Annotated in this window: 20 protein-coding genes; all 20 read left to right on the top strand. The window is 71.1% G+C overall.

Translation table 11 applies throughout. The features are described from left to right. Positions 1-1,515, top strand: a 1,515-nt coding sequence (lysS, locus tag VF647_05340; protein HEX8451498.1) for a lysine--tRNA ligase, incomplete at its 5' end; no start/stop codon positions are given. Next, positions 1,512-2,780 carry a lipoprotein-releasing ABC transporter permease subunit gene (locus VF647_05335; protein ID HEX8451497.1) on the top strand — a complete coding sequence of 423 codons (1,269 nt, stop codon included), beginning with the start codon at positions 1,512-1,514 and terminating at the stop codon, positions 2,778-2,780. The genes lysS and VF647_05335, both read left to right, overlap by 4 nt. Next, a complete protein-coding gene (locus tag VF647_05330) occupies positions 2,773-3,531 on the top strand; it encodes an ABC transporter ATP-binding protein (protein HEX8451496.1) in 759 nt (252 codons plus the stop codon). The genes VF647_05335 and VF647_05330 overlap by 8 nt, the downstream gene beginning before the upstream one ends. Next, positions 3,528-4,046, top strand: a complete 519-nt coding sequence (locus tag VF647_05325) for a UvrB/UvrC motif-containing protein (protein HEX8451495.1) — start codon at positions 3,528-3,530, stop codon at positions 4,044-4,046. Before VF647_05330 ends, VF647_05325 begins: the two co-directional genes overlap by 4 nt. A 731-nt stretch (positions 4,047-4,777) precedes the next feature. Beyond that, positions 4,778-5,869, top strand: coding sequence for a protein arginine kinase (locus VF647_05320; GenBank protein ID HEX8451494.1), 1,092 nt, complete (start codon positions 4,778-4,780; stop codon positions 5,867-5,869). Between the two features lie 54 nt (positions 5,870-5,923). Then, complete coding sequence (locus VF647_05315; GenBank protein ID HEX8451493.1) at positions 5,924-8,422, top strand: ATP-dependent Clp protease ATP-binding subunit; 2,499 nt, start codon at positions 5,924-5,926, stop codon at positions 8,420-8,422. Positions 8,423-8,429: 7 nt separating this feature from the next. After that, complete coding sequence (gene bamA / locus VF647_05310; GenBank protein ID HEX8451492.1) at positions 8,430-10,901, top strand: outer membrane protein assembly factor BamA; 2,472 nt, start codon at positions 8,430-8,432, stop codon at positions 10,899-10,901. Between the two features lie 19 nt (positions 10,902-10,920). Beyond that, positions 10,921-11,493 carry an OmpH family outer membrane protein gene (locus tag VF647_05305; protein ID HEX8451491.1) on the top strand — a complete coding sequence of 191 codons (573 nt, stop codon included), beginning with the start codon at positions 10,921-10,923 and terminating at the stop codon, positions 11,491-11,493. A gap of 478 nt (positions 11,494-11,971) precedes the next feature. After that, positions 11,972-12,997 (top strand): UDP-3-O-(3-hydroxymyristoyl)glucosamine N-acyltransferase, encoded by a 1,026-nt coding sequence (gene lpxD, locus VF647_05300; protein ID HEX8451490.1) that lies wholly within the window; start codon positions 11,972-11,974, stop codon positions 12,995-12,997. A 71-nt stretch (positions 12,998-13,068) separates the two neighbouring features. Next, entirely contained in the window at positions 13,069-14,358 is a 1,290-nt protein-coding gene (locus VF647_05295) for a bifunctional UDP-3-O-[3-hydroxymyristoyl] N-acetylglucosamine deacetylase/3-hydroxyacyl-ACP dehydratase (GenBank protein ID HEX8451489.1), read from the top strand. Next, positions 14,358-15,146: an acyl-ACP--UDP-N-acetylglucosamine O-acyltransferase gene (gene lpxA, locus VF647_05290; protein ID HEX8451488.1), complete on the top strand. Its 789-nt coding sequence runs from the start codon at positions 14,358-14,360 to the stop codon at positions 15,144-15,146. The genes VF647_05295 and lpxA overlap by 1 nt, the downstream gene beginning before the upstream one ends. Then, entirely contained in the window at positions 15,143-16,126 is a 984-nt protein-coding gene (locus VF647_05285) for a Gfo/Idh/MocA family oxidoreductase (protein HEX8451487.1), read from the top strand. Before lpxA ends, VF647_05285 begins: the two co-directional genes overlap by 4 nt. After that, positions 16,101-16,262 (top strand): hypothetical protein, encoded by a 162-nt coding sequence (locus VF647_05280; GenBank protein ID HEX8451486.1) that lies wholly within the window; start codon positions 16,101-16,103, stop codon positions 16,260-16,262. Before VF647_05285 ends, VF647_05280 begins: the two co-directional genes overlap by 26 nt. 130 nt (positions 16,263-16,392) lie before the next feature. Next, positions 16,393-17,523: a lipid-A-disaccharide synthase gene (lpxB, locus tag VF647_05275; protein HEX8451485.1), complete on the top strand. Its 1,131-nt coding sequence runs from the start codon at positions 16,393-16,395 to the stop codon at positions 17,521-17,523. Beyond that, positions 17,520-18,173 (top strand): lysophospholipid acyltransferase family protein, encoded by a 654-nt coding sequence (locus VF647_05270; GenBank protein ID HEX8451484.1) that lies wholly within the window; start codon positions 17,520-17,522, stop codon positions 18,171-18,173. Before lpxB ends, VF647_05270 begins: the two co-directional genes overlap by 4 nt. 109 nt (positions 18,174-18,282) lie before the next feature. Further along, positions 18,283-19,296: a tetraacyldisaccharide 4'-kinase gene (locus VF647_05265; GenBank protein HEX8451483.1), complete on the top strand. Its 1,014-nt coding sequence runs from the start codon at positions 18,283-18,285 to the stop codon at positions 19,294-19,296. After that, the gene (gene nadB, locus VF647_05260; protein ID HEX8451482.1) at positions 19,293-20,864 is read left to right on the top strand and encodes an L-aspartate oxidase; all 1,572 of its coding nucleotides are present in this window, start codon (positions 19,293-19,295) and stop codon (positions 20,862-20,864) included. The genes VF647_05265 and nadB overlap by 4 nt, the downstream gene beginning before the upstream one ends. Beyond that, positions 20,861-21,340 carry a 23S rRNA (pseudouridine(1915)-N(3))-methyltransferase RlmH gene (locus VF647_05255; GenBank protein ID HEX8451481.1) on the top strand — a complete coding sequence of 160 codons (480 nt, stop codon included), beginning with the start codon at positions 20,861-20,863 and terminating at the stop codon, positions 21,338-21,340. Before nadB ends, VF647_05255 begins: the two co-directional genes overlap by 4 nt. A 40-nt stretch (positions 21,341-21,380) precedes the next feature. Beyond that, positions 21,381-23,003, top strand: a complete 1,623-nt coding sequence (gene bshC, locus VF647_05250) for a bacillithiol biosynthesis cysteine-adding enzyme BshC (protein ID HEX8451480.1) — start codon at positions 21,381-21,383, stop codon at positions 23,001-23,003. 23 nt (positions 23,004-23,026) lie between these two features. Next, the gene (murJ, locus tag VF647_05245) at positions 23,027-24,754 is read left to right on the top strand and encodes a murein biosynthesis integral membrane protein MurJ (protein HEX8451479.1); all 1,728 of its coding nucleotides are present in this window, start codon (positions 23,027-23,029) and stop codon (positions 24,752-24,754) included. The last annotated feature ends 355 nt before the right edge of the window (positions 24,755-25,109 follow it).

Genomic DNA, 25,109 nt, shown 5'->3' with positions numbered 1-25,109 from the left:
GGCGAGCGCATCGTCGCCGAGCGGACGGAAAAGCTCCATGCCCTGCGCGAGCGGGGGGTGGAGCCGTTCGCATACGGGTACGATCCCACGCACTCCGCCACCGACGCCCGCGCGCTCTTCGAGGCGTGGGAAGGGCAGGGCGGTGAAGGCGACGGGCCGGCGGAGCCCGTGCGCGTCGCCGGGCGCGTGGTCGCCAAGCGGGTGATGGGTAAGAGCACCTTCATCCACCTGGCCGACCGCACGGGCCGCATCCAGCTCTACCTGCGCGTCAACGACCTCGCGGAGACATACCCGCTCCTCGACCTGATCGACCTCAGCGACTGGCTGGGCGCAGAGGGGACGCTCTTTCGCACGCGCACCGGCGAGGTGTCGCTGCGCGTGACGTCGTTCAGCGTGCTCGCCAAGGCGATCCGTCCGCTGCCGCTGGGGAAGGAGGAGATCGACGCCGATACGGGGGAGCGGCGCGTGTACTCGGGGTTCAGCGACGTGGAGGCGCGCTACCGCCAGCGCTACGCCGACCTGGCCGTGAACCCGGAGGTGCGCGACGTCTTCGTGCTGCGCGCGCGGGTGAACAGGGCGCTGCGGAGTTTCCTGGACGAGCGCGGATTCGTGGAGGTGGAGACGCCGGTGCTGCAGCCGCTGTACGGCGGCGCCGCGGCGCGTCCCTTCATCACGCACCACAACACGCTGGACATGCGGCTCTTCCTGCGCATCGCGGTGGAGCTGTACCTCAAGCGGCTGATCGTGGGCGGGATGGAGCGCGTGTACGAGATGTCCAAGAACTTCCGCAACGAGGGGCTGAGCCGCTTCCACAACCCCGAGTTCACCATGCTGGAGTTCTACGCCGCCTACCTCGACTACGAGGGGGTGATGCGGCTCACCGAGGAGATGCTCCTGCACGTGGTGGAGACGGTGACCGGGGGAACGCAGGTACGCTTCCGTGAACACACCATTAGCTTCGCCCCTCCGTACCCGAAACTCACCATGTACGACGCACTCCGCGACATCGGCGGTGTAGACGTTGAGGGGATGTCGGACGAGGAGATGGCGGAGCGGGTGCGCGCGCAGGGCGTGGCGCCTGCGGAGGTGGCGAAGATGGGGCGCGGCAAGCTGATCGACGAGCTCTTTGGCGAGCTGGTGGAGCCGAAGCTGATCCAGCCGGTCTTCATCACCGACTACCCCCGCGAGATGTCGCCGCTGGCGAAGCCCAAGCGCGGCAACCCGGAGCTGACCGAGCGCTTCGAGCTGATGGTGGCGGGCAAGGAGCTGTGCAACGCGTACAGCGAGCTGAACGACCCCTTCGACCAGCGCGGCCGCTTCGAGGCACAGGAGCGCCTCGCCAGCGCCGGCGACGAGGAGGCACCGCCGATCGACGACGACTTCATCCGCGCGCTGGAGTACGGGATGCCGCCCACCGGCGGCTTCGGGATGGGGGTGGACCGCCTGGTGATGATCCTGGCCGGCCAGCCGTCCATCCGCGACGTGATTCTCTTCCCCACCATGAGGCCGGAGTGACCAGAGCGAAGGGGCGGGGCGGGGCTGGGCTGGAGTGGTTCATCGGGCGGCGCTACCTGGCGTCGCGCCGCGGCACCCGCTTCCTCTCGCTGATCACGCTGATCGCCATTGGCGGCGTGTCCGTGGGCGTGATGGCGCTGATCACCGTGATCGCGGTCATGACGGGGCTGCAGAACGACCTGCGCAACAAGATCCTGGGCGTCAATCCGCACATCTGGGTGATGACGTACGGCGAGGCGATGCGCATGGACGAGTGGCCCCAGGTGCTCGCCCGCGTGCGCCGCGTGCCAGACGTGGTGGCGGCTGCCCCCTTCGTGCACACGGAGCTGGGGCTGCGCAACCGCGCCGGCTACTCCGAGGCCGCCATCCTGCGCGGCATCGACCCCGGCACGACCGGCGCCACGGTGACGGCGATCACCGACTCGCTGCGCAAGGGCGGGCTGCTGTCGAAGCCCACGCGCACGGGGCTGCCGCCGCTGGTGCTGGGGGCGCGGCTGGCGGAGCGCGCCAACATCCTGGAGGGCGACACCGTCACGCTCATCTCCTTTCAGGCCGGCTCGGTGAGCCCCATGGGCGGCCTGATGCCGAAGCTCAAGTATTTCGAGGTGGTTGGGAAGTTCCAGACGGGGATGTACGAGTACGACAACAAGTTCATGTACACCAACATCCGCTCCGCGCAGGAGCTGGCGAACCTGGGCACCGCCGTCACCGGGATCGAGGTGCGCGTTCCCGAGCCTAACGAGGCGACGGAGGTCGGCCTCCGCATCACCCGCACGCTGGGCGTCCCGTACCGCACGGACGACTGGAAGACGATGAACGGCGCCCTCTTCTCCGCGCTCAAGCTGGAGAAGCTGGCGATGACCATCATCCTCCTGCTGATCGTGGTGGTGGCGGCGTTCAACATCGTCTCCACGCTGGTGATGGTGGTGACGGACAAGACGCGCGAGATCGGCATCCTCAAGAGCATGGGGATGACGGCGCGGCGCATCCTGCGCATCTTCGTGATGCAGGGGCTGGTGATCGGCGTGGTGGGGTCGCTGCTGGGGACGGCGGGCGGGGTGCTGCTCACCTGGATCATCGACCGCTACGAGCTGATCAAGATCCCGGGCGACATCTACTTCGTGAGCAGCCTCCCCGTGGCGTACGACCCGGCGGACCTGGTGACCATCGTGGCGAGCACCATCCTGATCTCCTTCGTGGCCACCATCTACCCCGCGCTGCAGGCGGCGCGGCTGGCCCCGGTGGAGGCGATCCGCCATGAGTAGCCCCGCCGAGGTGTGGGAGCGGCTCCCGCCCGACCCGGCCGAGGTGCCGGCGCTCTCCGCCCGCGGCGTGCACAAGCACTACGTGGGCGGCGACGGCGGCCGCATCTGCGTGCTGGACGGCGTGGATCTTGACGTGAACCGCGGCGAGTCCGTCTCCATCATCGGCGAGAGCGGCACGGGCAAGTCCACCCTGCTGCACGTGCTGGGCGCGCTGGACCGTCCGGAGGCGGGGCAGGTGAGGGTCGGCGGCCAGGAGGTGGGGAAGCTGTCCGAGGACGCGCTGGCCTACCTGCGCAACCGCAGCGTCGGCTTCGTCTTCCAGTTCCACCACCTCCTCCGCGAGTTCACGGCGCTGGAGAACGTGATGATGCCGCAGCAGATCGCCGGCACGCCGCCGCGCGCGGCCCGCGAACGCGCCCGCGAGCTGCTGGAGTCGGTGGGGCTTGGGGCGCGGCTGGAGCACACGCCCGCGCGCCTCTCCGGCGGCGAGCAGCAGCGCGTGGCGGTGGCGCGCGCGCTGGCCAACCGCCCGCTCGTCCTGCTGGCCGACGAGCCCTCCGGCAACCTGGACCCGGAAACGAGCGAGCGGCTGCACGACCTGCTCTTCGGCGTGAGCGAGGAGCAGGGCGCGGCGATGGTGCTGGTGACGCACGACCTGGGGCTCGCGGCGCGGGCGGGGCGCGTGCTGCGCCTTCACGGCGGCCACCTGGTGCACGCCCGGCCCGACGCAGGCCCCGAACCCGCGGAATGAGCATGCTGTGCGACCGGTGCGGCAAGAACGAAGCTGCCATCCACCTCACTCAGATCGAGGGGACGCAGAGCACCACCCGCAACCTGTGCGAGGGGTGCGCCGAGGCGCTGGGCCTCAACCCCGGCACCTCGGTGCAGCAGGGCAGCGCCCCCCTGGCCGACTTCCTGGCGCAGATGGGCAAGGGCTTCGCCTCGTCCGAAGCCGTGACGACGGTGGGTACGTGCCCCGGGTGCGGCCTGACCATCGCGGACTTCAAGAAGACGGGGCGGCTGGGGTGCGCGCGCTGCTGGACGGCGCTGGACAACTCGCTGCGCGGGCTGCTTCGCAAGCTGCACGGTGGCACGCAGCACGCGGGCAAGGTGTACCTGGCCGCCAACCCCGCCGCCAGCGACCGCACCGCGCGCCTCGCCTCCCTGCGCCGCTCCCTCTCGAAGGCGATCGAGTCCGAGGACTTCGAGCGCGCGGCGGCGTTGAGGGACCAGATCCGGCGGATGGAAGCGAACGGAAGTGCGTGAGTGCGTTAGTGCGTTAGTGCGTTAGTGCGTTAGTGCGACGGCCACGGCGCACGAGACCGCTTCAGCGGTCTTCGCGTGTTTCCAGCCGGGGGATTCATCCCCGGCGCGAGGTGGCGCCCCAATCTGTCATCCTGAGCCAAGCGCCTCACAGGCCTCGCCCGGGCTTCATACTCTGGCGCGAGGCGAAGGATCTACTGCGCGTTCCGAGGGGCCCGGTCAGTTGCGCCGTCCTCCTGCCTCGCCGGCTAGATCCTTCGGTCGCCGCAGGAGGCATCGGGCAAGCGGAGGTTCGCGCAGGCGGCTCCCTCAGGATGACAAATGGGAAGGCGAGGCTTTCCGTGCCGGGCTGCTGGGATCGTGGTGCGGCCGGCGGTGGGCAGCCACGCAGGGCGGCCCCTACGGATCGGCTGTTGCCGGTGAAGCGGTGGGCAGCCACGCAGGGCGGCCCCTACGGGATGACCCGGCTGTTGCGCCGGTGAGGCGGCCATCCGGTACGAATGGGTTGAATTCCGCCCGACGCGATGTCCGCCCCCGCGCGACCACCGCGGCGCACGAGACCGCTTCAGCGGTCTTCGCGTGGTTCCAGCCGGGGGATTCATCCCCCGGCGGCGAATTTCGGGTGGTCGCGACGGGGGGCGGGGCGCGGCCGGGCACGGGCGCGATGAATCGCGCCCCTACGGTTGGTTCTGTTTAACGCACTCACGCACTTACGCACTAACGCACTTCCGTTCATGCCCCAGCTCCCACACGAATCCGACGCAGGCCTCGGGTGGATTGAGGCGGACGGTCCGCACGCGGACATCGTCCTCTCGACCCGCGTGCGGCTCGCGCGCAACCTGCAGGGGTTCCGCTTCGGGACGCGGGCGGACGAGGGAGACCGGCGCGAAGTGCTGCGCCTGGCCCGCGGCGCCGCCGAAGGGTCCGCCGCGCTCGGCACCGGGCGCGCATACCTGATCCCCGAGCTCCCCTCCACCGAGCGCCTGCTGCTGCTGGAGCGGCACCTGGTGTCGCGTGAGCTGGTGTCCGGCCACGGCGGGGAGCCACCCTCGGACGCGGCGCTGCTCACCGGGAGCACCGAGCCGATCAGCGTCATGGTCAACGAGGAGGACCACCTCCGCCTCCAGACGCTGCTGGGCGGCTTCCGGCTGCACGACGCCTGGCGCTCCATCGACCGGCTGGACGACGAGCTGGGCGGGAAGCTGCCGTACGCGTACCACCCCGAGTTCGGCTACCTGACCTCGTGCCCCACCAACGTGGGGACGGGGCTGCGGGCGTCCGTCCTGATGCACCTGCCGGGGCTCGTGCTTACGCAGGAGATCGGCAAGGTGCTGCAGGGGATCAGCCAGGTGGGGCTCACCTTCCGCGGCTTGTACGGCGAGGGGAGCGAGGTGGTGGGAAACTTCTTCCAGATCTCCAACCAGACCACACTGGGCAAGACGGAAGAAGACCTGATCGACCACCTGCAGAGAATCGTACAGCAGGTGGTGCAGTACGAGAGCTCCGCGCGCGACGTGCTCACCCGCGACGCGCCGCTGGTGATCGAGGACAAGGTGTGGCGCGCGTACGGCCTGCTGAGGCACGCGAGGTCCGCCTCGTTCGAGGAGCTGATGAACCTGCTGAGCGGCGTCAGGCTGGGGGTTGGGCTGAAACTAATCCCCAGGGTGAGTGTACACACGCTGAACCGGATCATGATCTTCGCGCAGGCCGCACACCTCGACCGGGTGGCGGACCAGGCGCTCCCGAAAGGGGACCCGGACGTACGACGCGCAGCCTACGTGAGAGGTGTTCTCGCCGCGGAGGAGTCTGGCTCGTCACATGCGTAATACAGTGGGTAGCATGCCGGTTCCCGGTCCAGCCCGAACAAAGGTCACGCCACGATGAACTACAACTTCACCGACCGCGTGCGGAAGGTGCTCGCGATGGCCCGTGAGGAGGCCATCCGGCTCCAGCACGACTACGTCGGAACCGAACACATCCTCCTCGGCCTGATCCGCGAGGGCGAGGGCGTGGCCGCCGCCGTGCTCAACAACCTGGCCGTGGACCTGGAGCAGGTCCAGGAGAAGGTGGAAGAGTCCGTGCGCCGCGGGAAGGCCACCATCGCGCTCGGGGAGCTTCCGTATACCTCGCGCGCCAAGAAGGTTCTCGAGTTCGCCATGGCCGAGGCCCGCGAGCTGAACCACTCGTACGTCGGCACCGAGCACCTGCTGCTGGGCCTCCTCCGCGAGGAGAAGGGGATCGCGGCCGAGGTGCTGGGGCAGCTGGGCGTGGGGCTGGAGGACGCGCGCCGCGAGACGCTGAAGCTGCTGGGCTCGGAGCCGAACACGCAGACCACCGCCTCGTCGTCGCTGGGGAGCAGCGGCTCCGGCGCCACGCCGGCCGGCGGCAAGGGCGAGAAGAAGAGCAAGACGCCCGCGCTGGACCACTTCTGCCGCGACCTTACGGAGCTGGCGCGCCAGGGCGAGCTGGACCCCACCATCGGCCGCGCGGAAGAGATCGAGCGGGTGATGGAGATCCTGAGCCGGCGCAAGAAGAACAACCCCGTGCTCATCGGCGAGCCCGGCGTGGGGAAGACGGCGATCGTGGAGGGGCTGGCCCAGCTCATCGCGGACGGCAAGTGCCCGGACAGCCTGCGCGACTTCCGCGTGCTGTCGCTGGACATGGCGGCCGTGATCGCGGGCACCAAGTACCGCGGCCAGTTCGAGGAGCGGCTCAAGGCGGTGATGAACGAGATCTCGCAGAACAAGCAGATCATCCTCTTCATCGACGAGCTGCACACCCTGGTGGGCGCGGGCGCCGCGGAAGGCGCCATCGACGCCAGCAACATGCTCAAGCCGGCTCTCGCGCGCGGCGAGCTCCAGTGCGTCGGTGCCAGCACGCTGAACGAGTACCGCAAGTACATCGAAAAGGATGGCGCCCTGGAGCGCCGCTTCCAGACCGTGTCGGTGGACCCGCCCTCCATCGAGGAGGCGATCCAGATCGTCACGGGGCTGCGCGGCCACTACGAGGACCACCACCGCATCCAGATCTCGGACGAGGTGATCGAGGCCGCGGTGAAGCTCTCGGAGCGCTACATCACCGACCGCTTCCTGCCGGACAAGGCGATCGACGTGATCGACGAGGCGGGCGCGCGCGCCCGCCTGGCCACCCAGGTTCCGCCGCCCGAGGTGAGCGACCTCAAGCGCGACCTGGAGCTGCTGGGCGACAAAAAGGACGAGGCGATCCGCGACCAGGACTTCGAGCGCGCCGCCGAGCTCCGCGACAACGAGCGCGAGCTGCAGCGCAAGATCCAGGAGCGCGAGAAGCTGTGGGAAGAGGAGCGCCGCACCAACCGTCCGGCGCTCACCGAGGAGAACGTGGCGTTCATCGTCAGCCGCTGGACGGGCATTCCCGTCACGCGCCTGAAGCAGGCGGAGACGGCGCGCCTGGTGGGGATGGAGGACGAGCTGCACACCAAGGTGGTGGGGCAGGACCGCGCCATCAAGGCGATCAGCCGCGCCATCCGCCGCAGCCGCGCGGGGCTCAAGGACCCCAAGCGCCCCATCGGCTCCTTCATCTTCGCCGGCCCCACGGGCGTCGGCAAGACGGAGCTGGCGCGCGCGCTGGCGGAGTTCCTCTTCGCGGACCGCAACGCGCTGATCCGCGTGGACATGAGCGAATACATGGAGAAGTTCTCCGTGTCGCGGCTCATCGGCGCGCCTCCGGGGTACGTGGGCTACGAGGACAGCGGCACGCTCACCAAGGCCGTGCGCCGCAAGCCGTACTCGGTGGTGCTGCTGGACGAGATCGAAAAGGCGCACCCGGACGTCTTCAACATCCTGCTGCAGGTGCTGGACGAAGGGCACCTGACGGACAACTACGGCCGGGTGATCGACTTCAAGAACACGGTCATCATCATGACCTCCAACCTGGGCGCTCGCGACCTGGGGAAGGGGAAGGGGCTCGGCTTCTCCACGGGGACGCAGCAGAGCAACTTCGACCGGATGGAGGAGAAGATCCGCGAGGAGATCGAGCGGACCTTCAACCCCGAGTTCATCAACCGTCTCGATGACTCGATCGTGTTCCACCCGCTGACCCGCGAGCAGATCGCCAGCATCATCGGCAACCTGCTGCGCGACGTGGAGGACCGGCTCAAGGAGGAGGAGCTTTCGCTGAAGCTCACCGACGACGCCGTGGACTTCATGATCGAGCACGGCTACGACGAGAAGTTCGGCGCGCGCCCCATCAAGCGCGCCATCCAGAAATACCTGGAGGACCCGCTCTCGGAGAAGATCCTGATGGCGGAGTACTCCCCCGGCGACGAGATCGAGGTGACGGTGGCGGAGGATCGCCAGTCGCTCGCGTTCCGGGCACTTTCCCCCCAGAACACGACGACGTAGGGATCAAGTGCAACCCAAGAACCGGGGGGGACGGGCCGCCGCTGCGGCCCTCCTCCTTCTCGCCTTCGGCGGCGCACTCCCCCGCGCCGCCCACTCCCAGGATCCCACGACGCCGGCTCCCGCGGCCCCCGCCCAGCCGGGGGTTCGCGTGGACACGGTGCTCGTGCGCGGCAACGTGCGCCTTACCGAGGCGCAGGTGCGCGGCGCGGGAGCGATCCACAGCGGCGCGTACGTCACGCCTACCCAGATCCCCGCGGCCATCAACCGGCTGATGGCCACGGGGCAGTTCGAGACGGTGGACGTGTTCTTCCGCCCCGTCGCGGCCGACCACGGCGCCATCGTGCTGCAGGTGCGCGAGCGCCCGCTGCTGGGCGAGGTGACCTTCCAGGGGCTCAGGAGCGTGAGCGGCGGAACGGTGCGCGACTCGGCCAAGCTCAAGGCCGGCGAGCCGCTCAACCCGCAGCGCATTCGCGACGCGGAGAAGCTGGTGCGCGACCTGCTGGCCAAGAAGGGCGTGCAGCTCACCTCCATCGACACCACGCTGCGCCCCATGCCCAACGCGGCGCAGGGGGTGCGGCTGACCTTCAACGTGCGCGAGGGCGGCCGCCTGGCGATCGCCGACGTGGACTTCCGCGGCAACCGGGCCTTCGGCGACGACAAGCTGGAAGGCGCCATGAACACGAAGGAGGAGGGCTTCTTCTGGTTCCGCGGCGGCCGGTTCGACCGCGAGGTGTTCAACGCGGACCTGCGCGAGAACCTTCCCTCGTACTACGCGAAGCACGGCTACATCGACTTCGCCGTGGTGCGCGACACGCTGGAGGTGGACCCGGCGACCGGCAAGGCGCGCCTGGTGATCGAGGTGAACGAGGGGCCGCAGTACCGGCTGGGCGAGCTGTCGGTGGTGGGGAACTCCCGCTTCCCCACGGACGACCTGCGCCGCCTGCTGACCACGCAGCGCCGCTCGGTGCTGGGCCTTCCCTTCGGCGGCACGGACACGCAGGAGGCGGGCGAGGTGTTCGACCGCGCCGCGCTGGACGCCGCCGTGCGCCAGGCGCAGCAGCTCTATCGCAACGAGGGCTACCTGTACGCGCAGGTGGAGCCGGTGGTGGAGCGGATTCCGGCGCAGCCGGGGCGCGCCCCCACGGTGAACGTCACCATGGCGGTGAGCGAGCGCAGCCCGTTCTACATCCGCAACATCGCCATCGAGGGGAACACCACCACGCACGAGTCGGTGATCCGCGACCGCCTGTGGCTGCTCCCGGGCGACGTGTACAACGAGGAGCGCGTCCTCCAGAGCTACCAGAGCATCAACGGCCTGGGCTTCTTTGAGAGCCCCATGCCGCAGCCGGACATCAACCCGGACCCGGAGACGGGCCAGGTGGACCTGGTGTTCCACGTCAAGGAGAAGCAGACGGGGAACCTGAACTTCGGCACGGTGTTCGGCGGCGGGTACGGCGGCAACTCGGGGCGCGTGGCGGGCTTCATCGGCTACCAGCAGCCGAACCTCTTCGGGCAGGGGAAGCAGGCGTCGCTGCGGGCCGAGTACGGCTACGGGCGCAGCACTTTCGAGGCGAGCTACACGGACCCGGCGCTGGCCGGCACGCGCAACTCGGGGAGCTTCTCGGTCTACCGCCGCGGCGACCGCTACGTGCGCTTCGGCAACGGGCGGCGGCTGGTGACGGGCGGCAGCGTGAACTTCGGCATTCCGGTGCCGGGCTCCACGCGCACCCGCGCCTTTTTGGGCTACTCGCTCTCCAACACGTCGTACAACGCGTCGGACAACGAAGAGTGCGGCGGCGAGAACCAGAGCATCTTCTGCCTTCCCGACGCGCTGGCGAGCCGGCTGTCGATGTCGCTGACGCGCGACACCAAGAACCACCCGCTCTTCCCCACGCAGGGCGTGCGCGAGTCGATCTCGCTGGAGCAGACGGGCGGGCCCCTGGGCGGCACCGGCAACTACCAGAAGCTGATGGGCGAGGCGGAGTGGTGGGCCCCGGTGGCGGCCATCGGCGGCGGCCCGCGCCCCATCCGCATGGCGCTGGGGGTGCGCGCCAACGCCGGCACCATCTTCGGCGAGGTGGGTCCGTTCCCCTTCGAGCGCTTCTACATCGGCGGCGTGCAGACGAGCCAGCCGCTGCAGCTTCGCGGGTACCAGGAGTTCAGCATCGGGCCGCGCGGCTACGACGTGAACTGCCGCAGCCGCTTCCTGCAGGGGTGCCTGGGCGACTCGTTCCTCACCATGAGCGGCGAGCTGGCGGTGCGGGTGAGCGACATCCTCTCGGTGCACGCGTTCAGCGACGCCGGCAACGTGTACGACGACGTCGCGCAGTTCGACCCCACGCGCCTCTTCAGGAGCGCGGGTGTGGGCGGCACGCTGGTGACCCCGTTCCTGGGCGCCATCGGCGTGGACGCGGCGTACGGGTTCGACCGGGCGCAGCCCGGATGGCAGGTCCACTTCCGTCTGGGCAACCAGTTCTAACTTCTCTCGGAGCAGTGTGATGCGACGTTTTCTTTCGATCGGTTTCCTGGGCGCCGCGGCGGCGCTCGTGCTGGGTGCGGCGCCCGTGGCGGCGCAGCAGGGGCAGTTCAAGATCGGGGTGGTGAACACCCAGCGCGTGCTGGCGGAGCTCCCCAGCGTGGGCGCCGCGCAGCGCTCGCTGGAAAGCGAGCTGGGCCGCTACCGCACCGAGGTGGACACGCTGGAGCGCTCGCTCCAACGCCGCCAGGAGGCGCTGCAGGCCAACACCACGCTGACGGCCGCGGCCCGCACGCAGCAGCAGCAGGCGCTGCAGCAGAGCGTGGCGGCGTACCAGCAGCGCGTGGCGCAGCTCAACCAGCTCGCCGAGCAGCGCCAGCAGGCGGTGGTGGCCCCCGTGATGCGCCAGGTGACCGAGGCGATCGAGCGGATCCGGCGCGAGCAGGGCTTCTCGATGATCTGGGACGCGGCCGCGAACTTCGTGGTGGCGGTGGACCCGGCGTTCGACATCACGGACCGCGTGATCGCGGCGGTGCGTGCGCTCCCGGCTCCGGCGGCCACTCCGGCCCCGGCGGCGCCCGCGCCCCGTCCGTAAAGGCGCGCGCGGCGTTTGCCTGAGGGCGGCGTCTCCCGCTAAACTGAGTGCGCCCGCGGCTTCGGCCGTGGGCGCGCTTTGTTTTTGGGGGGTGGGTGGGGTGGCAGCCCCAGGGAGCCCGGCGGTTGAAACCGCGGCAACAACGGCGGGAAGCCTGCCTTCGCAGGCTCCCGGTGGCGGGCATCCGGCTCCGGCACGGGTGCCGGAGCACCGGGAGCTGAAGCCCCCGGCTGGAACCACGCGAAGCCCACTGAAGTGGGCTGGAGTGGCGCAGCATTCGGCCGGGAGTCCGCGCAGGCGGACTTTGTGCGGTTGTTGCCGCGGTTTCAACCGCCCGGGCCCCTGGAGGCCAGCAGCAGCCACCAGGCGAGCTCCGGACGCCCCGCCCCTCCCCCAGGTTGTTTTGGGGGAGGGGCCGCGAGGAACGAGCGGGGGAGGGGGCCCGCGGAAAACACATGAGACGGGAAGGCGGAACGACATGCCGCACATGACGATCGACGAGATCGCGCACATCGCGGATGGGGTGGTCGAGGGGGACGGGAGCAGGACGGTGAGCGGGGTGGCGCCGCTGGAGGAGGCGGGGGCGGACCAGATCTCGTTCGTTGCCGAGGCCCGCTACTTTCCCTACATTCAGGCGTCGCAGGCCGCCGCGGTGCTCGTCGCGCGCGACGCAGACGTCCCCCTTCCGGCGCACATGGCCGCGGTGCGGGTGGACGACCCGCGCCGCGCACTTGCGCGCGTCCTGGGCGCGCTGTACCCGGAGCGGGTACCGGCGCCCGGCGTGCATCCCACCGCGGTGGTCGGCGAGGGGGCCGAGGTCGCCGCCTCCGCCACCGTCGGGCCCTACGCCGTGATCGGCGAGGGGGCGCGGGTGGGGGAGCGGGCGCGGGTGGGGGCGCACACAGTGCTGGGGCGCGGGTGCACGGTGGCGGAGGACGCGGTGCTCCACGCGCACGTCACCCTGTACGACGGCGCGCGGGTGGGCGCCCGCTCCGTCATCCACAGCGGCGCGCGGCTGGGGGCGGACGGCTTCGGCTTCGTGTGGGAAAACGGCGGGCACCGCAAGGTGCCGCAGGTGGGCGGGTGCCGCATCGAGGACGACGTGGAGATCGGGTGCAACACGACCATCGACCGCGGCTCCATCGGCGACACCGTGGTGGGGCAGGGGAGCAAGATCGACAACCTGGTGATGATCGGGCACAACTGCCGCATCGGCCGCCACGTCATCATCATCTCGCAGGTGGGGATCAGCGGGAGCACCCGCGTGGGCGACGGCGCCGTCCTTGCCGGGCAGGCGGGGGTGGGCGGCCACCTGGAGATCGGCGCCGGGGCGCGCGTCGGAGGGCAGGCGGGGGTCACGGCGAGCGTGGCGGCGGGCGAGACCGTCAGCGGCTACCCGGCCCGGCCGCACCGGGAGGCGATGAGGGCGCAGGCCGCCTTCTTCAAGCTCCCCGAGCTGATGAAGCGGCTGCGCGAGCTGGAGCGCGCCGTGCTGGGGAAGTGACCGCGCCGCCGCCACGCGCGTCGGAAAGCTGAAACGTGAACCGGGCCGGTACGCCGCCCCCTGACCGATACATGCCGAGCACACCCCGACAGAACACCATCGTCTCCCCCGGCGAGGCGCAGGGCGTGGGGCTCCACACCGGCGAGCCGGTGCGGATGCGCGTCCTTCCCGCCCCCGTGAACACGGGGATCGTCTTCCGCCGCACCGACCTGGAAGGCTCCCCCTCCATCCCCGCTCACGTGAGCCACGTGGTGGGGACGGACCTGGGGACCACCATCGGGCTGGGCGAGGCGCGCGTGCACACGGTGGAGCACTTCCTGGCCGCCGCGGTGGCGCACGGCGTGGACAACGCCGTGGTGGAGCTGGACGCCAGCGAGCCCCCCGCCGGCGACGGCAGCGCCCGCATCTTCGACGAGATGCTGGCCGCGTGCGGCGTGGAGGAGCAGGACGCGCCCGCCAAGATCCTCACCGTGGACGCGCCCTTCCAGGTCACCAAGGGCGTCGCGCAGTACGTGGTGGCGACGGCCGACGCGCTTCGCGTGTCCACCACCATCGAGTTCGACCACCCGCTGATCGGGCGGCAGTTCGGGTCGTTCGGGCTGGGCGAGGCGCTGCGCCGCGACGTGCTCGCCGCGCGCACCTTCGGCTTCCTGCGCGACGTGGAGGCGATGCGCGGCCGCGGGCTGGCGCAGGGCGGCTCGCCGGACAACGCGGTGGTGCTCACCGAGGACGGGCTGGTGGACGGGACGGAGCTGCGCTTCCCCGACGAGTTCGTGCGCCACAAGACGCTCGACGTGATCGGCGACCTGTCGCTGGTGGGCGCGCGCATCCAGGCGCACATCGTGGCGGAGAAGCCGGGGCACGCGGGGAACGTGGCGCTCGCCCAGCAGCTCATCGCCCGCGCGGAGAAGAAGGCGCTCACGCGGCCGATCCTGAACATCGAGCAGATCATGCACTACCTTCCGCACCGCTACCCCTTCCTCCTGGTGGACCGGGTGGTGGAGTTCGAGGAGCGGAAGCGGATCGTGGGGCTCAAGAACGTGACCATCAACGAGCCGTTCTTCCAGGGCCACTTCCCCGGCCGCCCCGTGATGCCGGGGGTGATGATCATCGAGGCGATGGCCCAGGTGGGCGGGCTTCTCGTGCTGGAGAACGTGGAGAACCTGGAGGACAAGGTGATCTACTTCATGGCGCTCGACAACGTGCGCTGGCGGCGCCCCGTGACCCCGGGCGACCAGATCCGCTTCGAGGTGGAGCTGGTGCAGGTGCGCGGCGCCACGGTCAAGATGCGCGGCACGGGGACCGTCGACGGCCAGCTCGCGGCCGAGGCGGACATGATGGCTCGCGTGGTGGACCGCTGATGGCGATCGCGACCGAGACCCAGGTGCACCCCACCGCGCTGGTGGACGAGTCCGCCGAGCTGGGCGAGGGTGTGGTGGTGGGGCCGTTCTGCATCGTGGGCCCCGGCGTGTCGCTGGGGGCGCGCACGCGGCTGGCGGGGCACGTGGTGATCGAGCGCGACACCGCCGTGGGCGAGGACTGCCAGATCTCGTACGGCGCCGTGCTGGGCACCGACCCGCAGGACCTGAAGTACGCCGGCGAGCGCACCTACCTGCGCGTGGGCGACCGCACCGTGGTGCGCGAGTACGCGACCCTCAACCGCGGCACGGCGGCCTCGGGCCTCACGCAGGTGGGGAGCGACTGTATGCTGATGTCGTACGTCCACGTGGCGCACGACTGCCGCCTGGGCGACCACGTGATCCTCTCCAACGCCGTGAACATGGCGGGTCACGTGAGCATCGACGACTGGGCGATCGTGGGCGGGATGACGCCGATCCACCAGTTCGTCCGCATCGGGCAGCACGCCTTCGTGGGCGGGCAGTCGCGCATCTCCAAGGACATCCCGCCCTACGTAAAGGCGGCGGGGATCCCGCTGGAGCTGTACGGGCTCAACTCGGTGGGCCTCCAGCGCCGCGGCTTCTCGAAAGAGGTGCGCGACGAGCTGAAGAAGGCGTACCGCATCTTCTTCGCGAGCAGCCACAACACCACGCAGGCGCTGGCGCGGGCTCGCGAGGAGCTGCGCGCGCTTCCCGAGGTGGAGGTGTTCCTGGGCTTCTTCGGCGGCTCGGAGCGCGGGGTGAGCTTGTGAAGCCGTTGCGCGTGGGGGTGCTGGGGGTCGGGAGCCTGGGGTTCCACCACGCCCGCATCCTGCGCGACGTGCCGGGGGCGGAGATGGCGGGGGTGTTCGATGCGTCGCCCGAGCGGACGGCGCAGGTGGCGAACGAGCTGGGGGTGCGTGGCTTCTCCTCGCGCGACGAGCTGCTGGCGCGGTGCGAAGCGGCGGTGATCGCCGTCCCCACCACGCTGCACGCGGAGGTGGCGATGGCGGCGCTGGATGCCGGCGTGCACCTGCTGATCGAGAAGCCGATCGCCTCCACGCTCGAGGAGGCGGACCGCATCGTGGCGCGCGCGGAGGAGCAGGGCGTGATCGTGGCGACGGGGCACGTGGAGCGCTTCAACAGCGCCCTCCGTGCCTGCGAGCAGTGGCTGGACGGGCCGCAGTTCATCGAGAGCCACCGCCTGGCGCCGTTCGGGCCGCGCGGGACGGACGTGGCCGTGGTGCTGGACCTGATGATCCACGACATCGACCTTGTGCTCGGGCTCGTGGGGCGGCCGGTGGAGTCGGTGGATGCGGTCGGTGTGGGCGTGCTCTCGCCGAACGTGGACATCGCCAACGCGCGCTTCGTCTTCGAGGGCGGCGCGGTGGCCAACGTCACCGCCAGCCGCGTGTCGCTGGAGCGGATGAGGAAGATCCGCTTCTTCCAGCGCTCCGGCTACATCTCGCTCGACCTTGCCAAGGGCACCGGCGAGTTCCTGCGGCTGCGCAAGGGCGCCACGATGCCGGAGGGGGAGATCAACCCGCTCTCGCTGATGAGCATCGTGGAGCGGATCGAGCTGGCCGGCGACGGAGCGGAGCCGCTGCGCGCCGAGCTGGAGGCGTGGGTCGCGGCCGTCCGCGGCGAGGGACCCCTGGTGGTGAGCGGCAGGGACGGGCGCGACGCGCTCGCCATCGCCCTTCGCGTCATGGACCGGATCGAGCACCATGCGGCCGCTGCCCAACCCGCATAAGCTGCGCGGCTCCACCGACCCGCGCCGTCCGTTTCCGCGCCCGGTGCGTCCGCCGTCGCCGTGGCGGCTGGTGCTGCTGCTGGTCGTCACGCTCGCTGCGATCTTCGTGCTGCTGCGGCGGGCTGGGGCGCTGTGATGGTGGCGACTGCAGGGCTCACGCGGAGGCGCGGAGACGCAGAGGAACGGCTGGGCTCACACAGAGACACAGAGACACAGAGAGAGGGTTTCTCCGTGGCTTCGTGTCTCTTGCCGTTCGGGAGGATGGGATGAAGGGGCCGACGATCTTCATCTCGGCCGGGGAGGAGTCGGGGGATCTGCACGGGGGGGCGCTGGCGGCGGCGCTGCGCGAGCGGTTTCCGGATGCGCGGCTGCTGGGGCTGGGCGGGGCGCGGATGGGGGCGGCGGGGGTGGAGCTGATGGCGGGGCTCCAGGAGCTCGCGGTGATGGGGCTGGCGGAGGTGATCCGGCATCTGCCCTTCTTCTACCAGCTGCGCAAGCGGGTGTGGGCGGCGCTGGCGGCGGAGGGGGTGGATCTCGTCATCCCCATCGACTATCCAGGCTTCAACCTGCGCCTCGCTCGGCACGCGCGGGAGAGCGGGATTCCCGTGCTGTACTACATCGCGCCGCAGGTGTGGGCGTGGCACAAGAGCCGGGTGCGCGACCTCGCCCGAGATGCGGACCGCGTCGCCGTGGTGCTGCCGTTCGAGGAGGAGTTCCTGCGCGGCGCCGGGGTGAAGGCGAGCTTCGTCGGTCATCCGCTCCTCGACCGCGAGCCGCCCGCGCTCGACCGGGACGCTCTGGTGCGGGCGGAGGGGCTGGATCCGACGCGGCCCATCCTGGGGCTCTTTCCCGGCTCGCGCGCGCAGGAGGTGAGGCGGCACCTGGCTTTGTTCTCGGAGGCTGCGCGACACGTGGTGGAGCGGCGGCCGGAGGTGCAGCCGGTGATCGGGACGCCCGGGGGGATCGATAACGCCGTGTACGAGGGTGCCGCCTGGCCGCGCGTGTTGAGCGCGGGCGGGCTGCTGCAGTACGCGACGGCGGCACTGGTGAAGAGCGGCACCACGACGCTGGAGGCCGGTATCGCCGCGACGCCGATGGTGGTCGTCTACAAGATGAATTCCGCGAGCTACGCGGTCGCTAAGCGGCTGGTCAAGGTGCCGCACATCGCCCTCGCCAACCTGATCGCGGAGGAGCGCGTCGCCCCCGAGTTCGTGCAGGACGCCGCCACGCCCGATGCTCTGGCGGACGCGCTGCTCCCGCTGCTGGACGAGCGCTCGCCGGAACGTGTGGTGATGGTGGAGGGGCTGCGCAGGATCCAGGGGAAGCTGGGCGGGGCGGGGGCGTCGCGGCGCGTGGCGGAGATCGCGGGCGAGCTGATCGCGAAGGGGGCGCGGTGAGCGGGACGAAGCTGACGCGGACGCAGGACTTCACCGCGGCGCTCGGCGGCACGGCGCTGGACGCGCTGATGCGCACCACTTCCGTGCGCACCGAGGGCGAGGAGAACTTCCGCCAGTTCTGGCGCGAGAAGCGGCCGGTCGTGTTCACGCTGTGGCACGGGCGGCTGCTTCCCTGCACCTACCACCACCGCCATCAGGACGTCGTCACCCTCGTAAGCCACCACCGAGACGGCGAGTACATCACGCGGCTGGTGCAGAAGTGGGGGTACACGGCGGTGCGCGGCTCCAGCAGCCGCGGCGGGCTGGATGCGCTGCGCGAGCTCGTGCGCCATCTGCGCGGCGGCCGCTCGCTCGCCATCACCCCCGACGGCCCTCGCGGCCCGCGCGAGAAGCTGAAGCCCGGGCCTCTGCTCGCTGCGCAGCTCACCGGCGCGCCGATCATCCCGGTGGCATCCGGTGCGAGCCGCGCGTCGTACTTCGGGGGATGGGACCGGTTCCTGATCCCGCACCCCTTTGCGCGCCTCCAGATCGCGTACGGCGAGCCCGTGTACGTGCCGAGGCGGGCGGACGAGGCGGAGCTGCAGGCGGTGGCGGACGAGGTGGAGGGAAGGTTGGGGGGGTTGATGCGGAGGGTGGATCAGGCGTGGTGAGGGGAAAGGGCCCCCACCCCCCGGCCCCCTCCCCCGCACGCGGGGGAGCGTGGGGGAGGGGGGGAACTGCGGGCGGGGGGGGCTCGCGGCCGTCACACGCGGTGCGGCCGTGAGCTTGCGGACGTGGGTGCCGCGGTGGTGGGCGGGGGATGCGGGCGCGGCGGGGGCGGTGCTCAGCGCGGCGCTGCTGCCGGCGGAGGCAGGGTTCCGCGGGGTGGCGGCGCTGAGGAACGCGGCGTACGATCGGGCGGTGCTGCGCGTGGAGCGGGCGCCCGTGCCGGTGGTGAGTATCGGCAACCTCGCGGTCGGCGGAGCGGGGAAGACGCCGGTGGCGGCCTGGGTGGCGGCGCGGCTGCGGGAGCAAGGGCGCAGGCCGGGGATCGCGCTGCGTGGGTACGGGGAGGATGAGGTGCTCGTGCATCGCGAGCTCAATCCCCAGGTGCCGGTGTTCGCGGCGGCGCGGAGGATCGAGGCGGCGCGGGCGGCGGCGCAGGCGGGGTGCGACGTGGTGGTGCTCGATGACGGATTCCAGCACCGGGCGCTGGCGCGGGATCTGGATTTGGTGCTGATCGCGGTGGAGGGGTGGCAGGCGAGGCCTCGCGTGCTCCCGCGCGGGCCCTGGCGCGAGGGCCCGGGGGCGCTGGGGCGCGCGGGTGTGGTGGTGCTCACGCGCAAGTCCGCGCCGCGCGCGCGGGCGGAGGCGGTCGCGCGCGAGGTGGAGCGGTGGGCGGTGGGTAAGGCTGTCGTGGGCTGTCACCTGGCGCCGGGGAGGCTCGCGGCGTTGCACGAAGGGGCCGATCTCGACCCGCGCTCGCTCACAGGGCGCGATGTGCTGGCGGTGGCGGCGCTGGCGGACCCGGGGCCGTTCGTGGAGCACCTGCGCGCGGCGGGGGCGAGGGTGGAGGAGGCGCTGTTCGGGGATCATCACGCGTTCACGAGCGCGGAGGCGGCGGGGCTGGCGGACAGGGCGGGGGAGCGGGTGGTGGTGATGACGCACAAGGATGCGGTCAAGCTTCGGGGGCTGCTCCCGGCAAACGTGCGGGCGTACGTGCTGGAGCAGACGGTCCGTTTCGACTGGGGCGAAGAGGCGCTGCTTGCGGCGCTGGAGAGGATGCCGGGATGATGCGCACCGACGTGGTCGTGGTGGGAAGCGGGATCGCGGGGCTCTTCTTCGCGCTCAAGGTGGCGAAGTACGGCACCGTCACGCTCGTCACCAAGAAGAGCCGCCCCGAGTCCAGCACCAACTGGGCGCAGGGCGGTGTGGCCGCCGTCTTCGGCGCGGACGACTCCGTGGATCTGCACGTCGAGGACACGCTCGTCGCCGGCGCGGGGCTCTGCCACCCGGACGCGGTGAACGTGCTGGTGCGCGAGGGGCCGCTGCGAGTGCGCGAGCTGATCGAGCTGGGGGTGCGCTTCACGCAGGAGGGCGAGGACCTCTCGCTCGGCCGCGAGGGCGGGCACTCGCGGCGGCGCATCGTGCGCGCGGCCGACCTCACCGGGCGCGAGATCGAGCGCGGGCTCCTCCACGCCGTCGCGGAGAGCCCCAACATCACCATCCTCGAGAACCACGCCGCCGTCGACCTGCTGACCGCCACCGATCCGGGGACGCTGGGCGAGCGCTGCTGCGGAGTGCTGGTGCTCGACACCGAGGCGGGCGAGCTGAAGCCGTTCCTGGCGCGCGCCGTGATGCTGGCCACCGGCGGCTGCGGCCAGGTCTACCGCCACACCACCAACCCCTCCATCGCGACGGGTGACGGGGTGGCGATGGCGTACAGGGCGGGGGCCAAGGTGGCGAACATGGAGTTCGTCCAGTTCCACCCTACTGCGCTGTACCCCGCGCGCGACAAGACCTTTCTGATCTCGGAGGCGGTGCGCGGCGAGGGGGCGGTGCTGCGGCGGACGGATGGGACGGCGTTCATGGACGGCTATCATCCGCTCGCCTCGCTGGCGCCGCGCGACGTGGTGGCGCGCGCCATCGACAGTGAGATGAAGCGGAGCGGCGACCCCTTCGTCCACCTCGACTGCTCCGCCATCGCGCCGGACGAGATCCGCGAGCGCTTCCCCAACATCCTGCGCGAGACGGCGGAGCGGGGGATCGACATGCTGCGCGAGCCCATCCCCGTCGTTCCCGCCGCGCACTACCTTTGCGGCGGCGTGCTGACCGACACCGACGGCCGCAGCTCCGTCCCCGGCCTGTACGCGGCGGGGGAGACGGCGTGCACGGGGGTGCACGGCGCGAACCGGCTGGCCTCCAACTCGCTGCTGGAGGCGCTCGTCTTCGCCCACCGCGCCGCCGAGCGCATCGGGCCGCAGCTCGCGGTCACGCGGATGCTGGAGCCCGCCGCCCTTCCGCCGCACCCCGCGGGCGAGGCGGCTTCGGTGGAGGGGCTGGAGGAGGAGCGCGAGCGGATCCGCAACATCATGTGGGACCTGGTGGGGATCGTGCGCTCCACCGCCCGCTTGGCCGAGGCCGAGGCGCGGCTGCGGCCCATCTATGCGCTGCTCAACGGGTTGTGGGCGGCGGCGCGTCCCACGGCGGAGCTGGTGGAGGTGCGCAACGTCATCCAGACCGCGCTGCTGATCGTGCGCTGCGCGGCCCAGCGCCACGAGAGCCGCGGGCTGCACTTCGACGAGGACCGCCCCTTCCGCGACAACGAGCACTCGCTGCGCGACACCATCATCGTGCGATGAAGGTCACCGTGGCGGCCGTGGGAAAGGTGCGCGGGATGCTGGCGGATGCCCTCGCCGAGTACGAGACGCGCACCCGCCGCTACTTCGCCTTCGACGCCGCGGAGGTGAAGGAGGAGCCGTACCGCCGCACGGGCGACGCCGGGCGCGTGCGTGACGAGGAGGGGAAGCGTCTCCTGGCCCGCGTTGCGCAGGGCGCGCACGTTGTGGCGCTGCACGAGACGGGGAAGCAGTGGACTTCCGTGCAGCTCGCGGAGTTCCTGGGCGAACTGGCGCTGCAGGGGAGCCCGGGGGCCGCCTTCCTGATCGGCGGGGCGTACGGGCTGTCGGACGAGGTGCTCGCGCGCGCGGCGGTGCGGCTTTCGCTCTCGGCGATGACGCTCACGCACGAGCTGGCGCGGCTGGTGCTCACGGAGCAGCTCTACCGCGCCGGGACCATCCAGCGCGGCGAGCCGTACCACAAGGGGCGCGAAGCCTGATGCGGGGCCGCGCCGCGTGATCTTTTTTCCGGAGAGGCCGTTGAGCCTGCGCATCGAAGCCGAGCCCATCCGCGGGTCGCGGCTGGTGGACGACTACATGGCGGGTGCGCCCGCGATCTCCGCGTTCTACGCCGGGCATCCGCTGGACCCCGCGGCGTACCGCGAAAAGCTGGCGGAGGTGCAGCGCCGCTTCGACCGCCCCGCGCGCGAGCGTGCGGCGGCCGCGCTGCGCCCCACCTCGACCGGCGCGGCGGAGCGGCTGCGGCGCTTCGTGGAGGAAGGCGGGGCGATGGTGACCACGGGCCAGCAGACCGGCCTCTTCACCGGCCCGCTCTACACGATCCACAAGATCCTCTCCGCCATCCGCCTGGCCGAAGCGCTGGAGGCGGAGCTCGGCGTGCTCGTCCTCCCCGTCTTCTGGGCCGCATCGGAGGACCACGATTTCGCCGAGGTGAACCACGCTTGGGCCGTCGATAACGCTGGCGCGATCCGCCGCTTCGGCATCCAGGCGACGGACCGGCGCGCCGTCCCTATGAGCGAAATGAGGCTCGGATCGGACGTAGAAAGCGCCTTCGATGGCTTCGCGCAAGCGATTGGTGCCGATGGCGATGCATCCAACATCTTCACACGCGTTCGAGCCGCTTACCAGCCTGGCCGTACGGTGGCGGAGGGGTTCCGCGACACCATCGCGGAGCTCTTTTCCGGCTTCGATCTCCTGGTCACCGACGCCGCCGATCCGGCGCTGAAGCAGGCCTCCGCGGAGATCCTCCTGGCCGAAGCGGCGAACGCGGCGGAGCACGAGCGGCTCGTCAGGGCCCAGACGACTCTGCTGGAACTTGCCGGCTATCCGTCGCAGGTCCTGGTGGCGGAGGGGGCGACGAACCTCTTCATCCACGGCGTGGCGGGCGCGCGCGGCCCCGGCGGTCGCGAACGGCTCCAGCGCGATGGTGACGGCTTCATCGCCCCCGAGATCCGCCGCCGCTTCACGCAAGGCGAGCTGGAATCGCTGCTGCGCGACCAGCCGGGCGCCCTCAGCCCCAACGTCTTCCTGCGCCCCGTGGTGGAATCGGCCGTCTTCCCGACGCTGGCGTACGTCGGCGGGCCGGCGGAGACGGCGTACTTCGCGCAGATCGGACCGCTCTTCGAGGCGCTGAACATCCGCATGCCGCTCGTCTTCCCGCGCTTCGCCGCGCTGATCGCGCCCGCGGAGGCGGAAGAGGCGCGCGCCGCCCTCGCTATTACCGACGAGGAGCTGCGCCTTCCCGAACACGAGCTGATCGAGCGTGTCGCGCGGCGCCGCATCCCGCCCGAAGTCGCGGAACAGCTCCTGGCGCTCCGCCGTTCCATCGTCAGCGGCTTCGGGAGCGTGATCGATGCGGCGCATTCCATCGACCCCAACCTGGATCTCGCTATCGGGGCGCGGCGCAACCGGGCGATTGTGGAAGTCGCGAAGGCGGAGCGGAAAATCATTCGCCACGTGAAGCGCAACGACGCGGAGCTGCGGCGCGGCACCGCGTTGGCGCGCAACCACTTGCGTCCGAACGGCCAGCCGCAGGAGCGCGTGCTCACCGTCTTCCAGTACCTGATACACCAGCCGACGCTCCTGCACGACTTGGCGGCGGCCATGCACGTGCAGCTCCGCCCCGCGGCCGTGCCCGCGTGAGCGATCCTCAACCCGATGCGCGCATGAGCGAGAGCGACGAGACGATCCCTTTCCCCGCGCGCGACCGCGGCGAGGCGCAGTTCAGCCCGGAGCCGGACGACCCGGGCGCCGTGGAGCCCGATCCGGCACCCAAGTCGCCGCGCGCCGCGCCGTCCGGCAACCGCGCATCGGCCACGATCGCGGCGGGGATCCTCCTCAGCCGGCTCGCGGGGCTGGTGCGCGAGGCGGTGGGCGCGGGCTACCTGGGCACCTCCGCCTACGCGGACGCGTTCCGCGCGGGGCTGCGCATGCCCAACATCCTCCAGAACCTGCTGGGCGAGGGGACGCTGAGCGCGTCGTTCATCCCGGTCTACGCGGAGCTCCTGCACGAAGGGAAGGAGGAGGAGGCGGGGCGGGTGGCGGGCGCCGTCTTCGCGCTCCTCTTCGCCCTGGCGGGGGTGCTGGCGCTCGTCGGCGTGCTGCTGGCGCCGGTGCTCACGGCGGTCCTCCTCCCCGGGTTCCAGGGGGAGCGGCGGGAGCTCACCATCGCCATCACGCGCATCATCTTTCCGATGACCGGCGTGCTGGTGCTCTCCGCCTGGTCGCTCGGAATCCTGAACAGCCACCGCAAGTTCTTCATCCCGTACGTGGCGCCCGTGCTCTGGAACGCGGCCATCATCGGCGCGCTGGTGGCGTTCGGGGGCAGGGTAGGGGAGTACCAGCTGGTGGTGGCGGCGGCGTGGGGGGCGCTGATCGGCGGCGTGCTGCAGTTCGGGATCCAGCTTCCTGCGGTGCTGCGGCTGGAGCGCTCGCTCAAGATCCGCTGGGACCTGAAGCTGGAGGGGGTGCGCGCGGCGGTGAGGAGCGCCGGGCCCGCCATCATGGGGCGCGGCGTGGTGCAGCTGAGCAGCTACGCGGACATCGTGCTCGCCAGCTTCCTGGCCGAGGGCGCCGTCTCCACCTTCACCTACGCGCTGACGCTGTACATCCTCCCGGTGAGCCTCTTCGGCATGTCGGTGGCCGCCGCCGAGCTCCCCGAGCTCTCGCGCCAGCGCACCGCCGCGCACGACGTGCTCCGCCAGCGCGCCCGCGACGGGCTGGAGCGGATCGCCTTCTACGTGGTCCCCTCGTTCGTGGCGTTCATCGCGCTGGGTGACGTGGTGGTGGGGGCGCTCTACCAGCGCGGCGAGTTCACCCGCAACGACACGCTCGCCGTGTGGGTCACCCTCGCGGGCCTCACCGTCGGCCTGCTGGCGACCACGACGTCGCGCCTTCTCTCGTCCACCTTTTTCGCCCTCCGCGACACCAAGACGCCGGCGCGCTACGCCACGGTGCGGGTGGTGCTCTCCATCGTGCTCGGCCTGCTGCTGATGCTGACCTTCGAGCGCCTGGTGATCGGCGGGGTGCACCTGCCGGGCGGCTGGCTGGCGGACGTGCGGGTGGGCGGGAAGCCGCTGGGGCCGTTCGGGCTGGCGCTGGGCGCCGGCATCGCAGCGTGGATCGAGTGGATGCTGCTGAAGCGCTCGCTGCGCAATCGCATCGGCGGGGTGGGTGCGCGGGGCGGGGCGCTGGCGCGGATGTTCGCGGCCGCGCTGGCGGGCGCGGCCGCGGGGTGGGGCGTGCGCACGCTGATCCCCGGGTGGGGCCCGCTTCCGATGGGCGTGGTGGTGGGCGGCACCTTCGGCGCCGTGTACTTCGCCGTCACGGCGATGCTGGGGCTGGAGCAGTCCGGCGCGCTGTTCAAGCGGTTTGGGCGGATGCTGGGGCGGTAGGGGGGCCACCGGGGCCCCCACCCCCGCTCGTGAACTCGCGGCCCCTCCCCCAAAACTGCCTGGGGGAGGGGCGGTGGCGGGCATGCGTGCGCGGCGGCAGGGTTCGGCGTGGCGGCGGGCACGGGCAGCCACGTGGGGCGGCCCCTACGGCATCGGCGCCGAACGGCGGGTATCCGAGCGGGGGCGAGGGTGGGCAGACACGCAGGTCTGCCCCTACGGTTGTCGGTGTCGGCGGCGGGTGGCAGAGCAGCGCGGGGCACGGGCATCCGCGACGGGCGCAGATGGTTGCGCGCACGCCCCTCCCCCAGGTTGTTTTGGGGGAGGGGCCGCGAGGAACGAGCGGGGGAGGGGGCCC

Source organism: Longimicrobium sp. (genome assembly GCA_036387335.1).
Taxonomy (GTDB): domain Bacteria; phylum Gemmatimonadota; class Gemmatimonadetes; order Longimicrobiales; family Longimicrobiaceae; genus Longimicrobium.
Note: the sequence above shows the minus strand (reverse complement) of the source record. Positions and strands in the feature narration are given on the sequence as shown.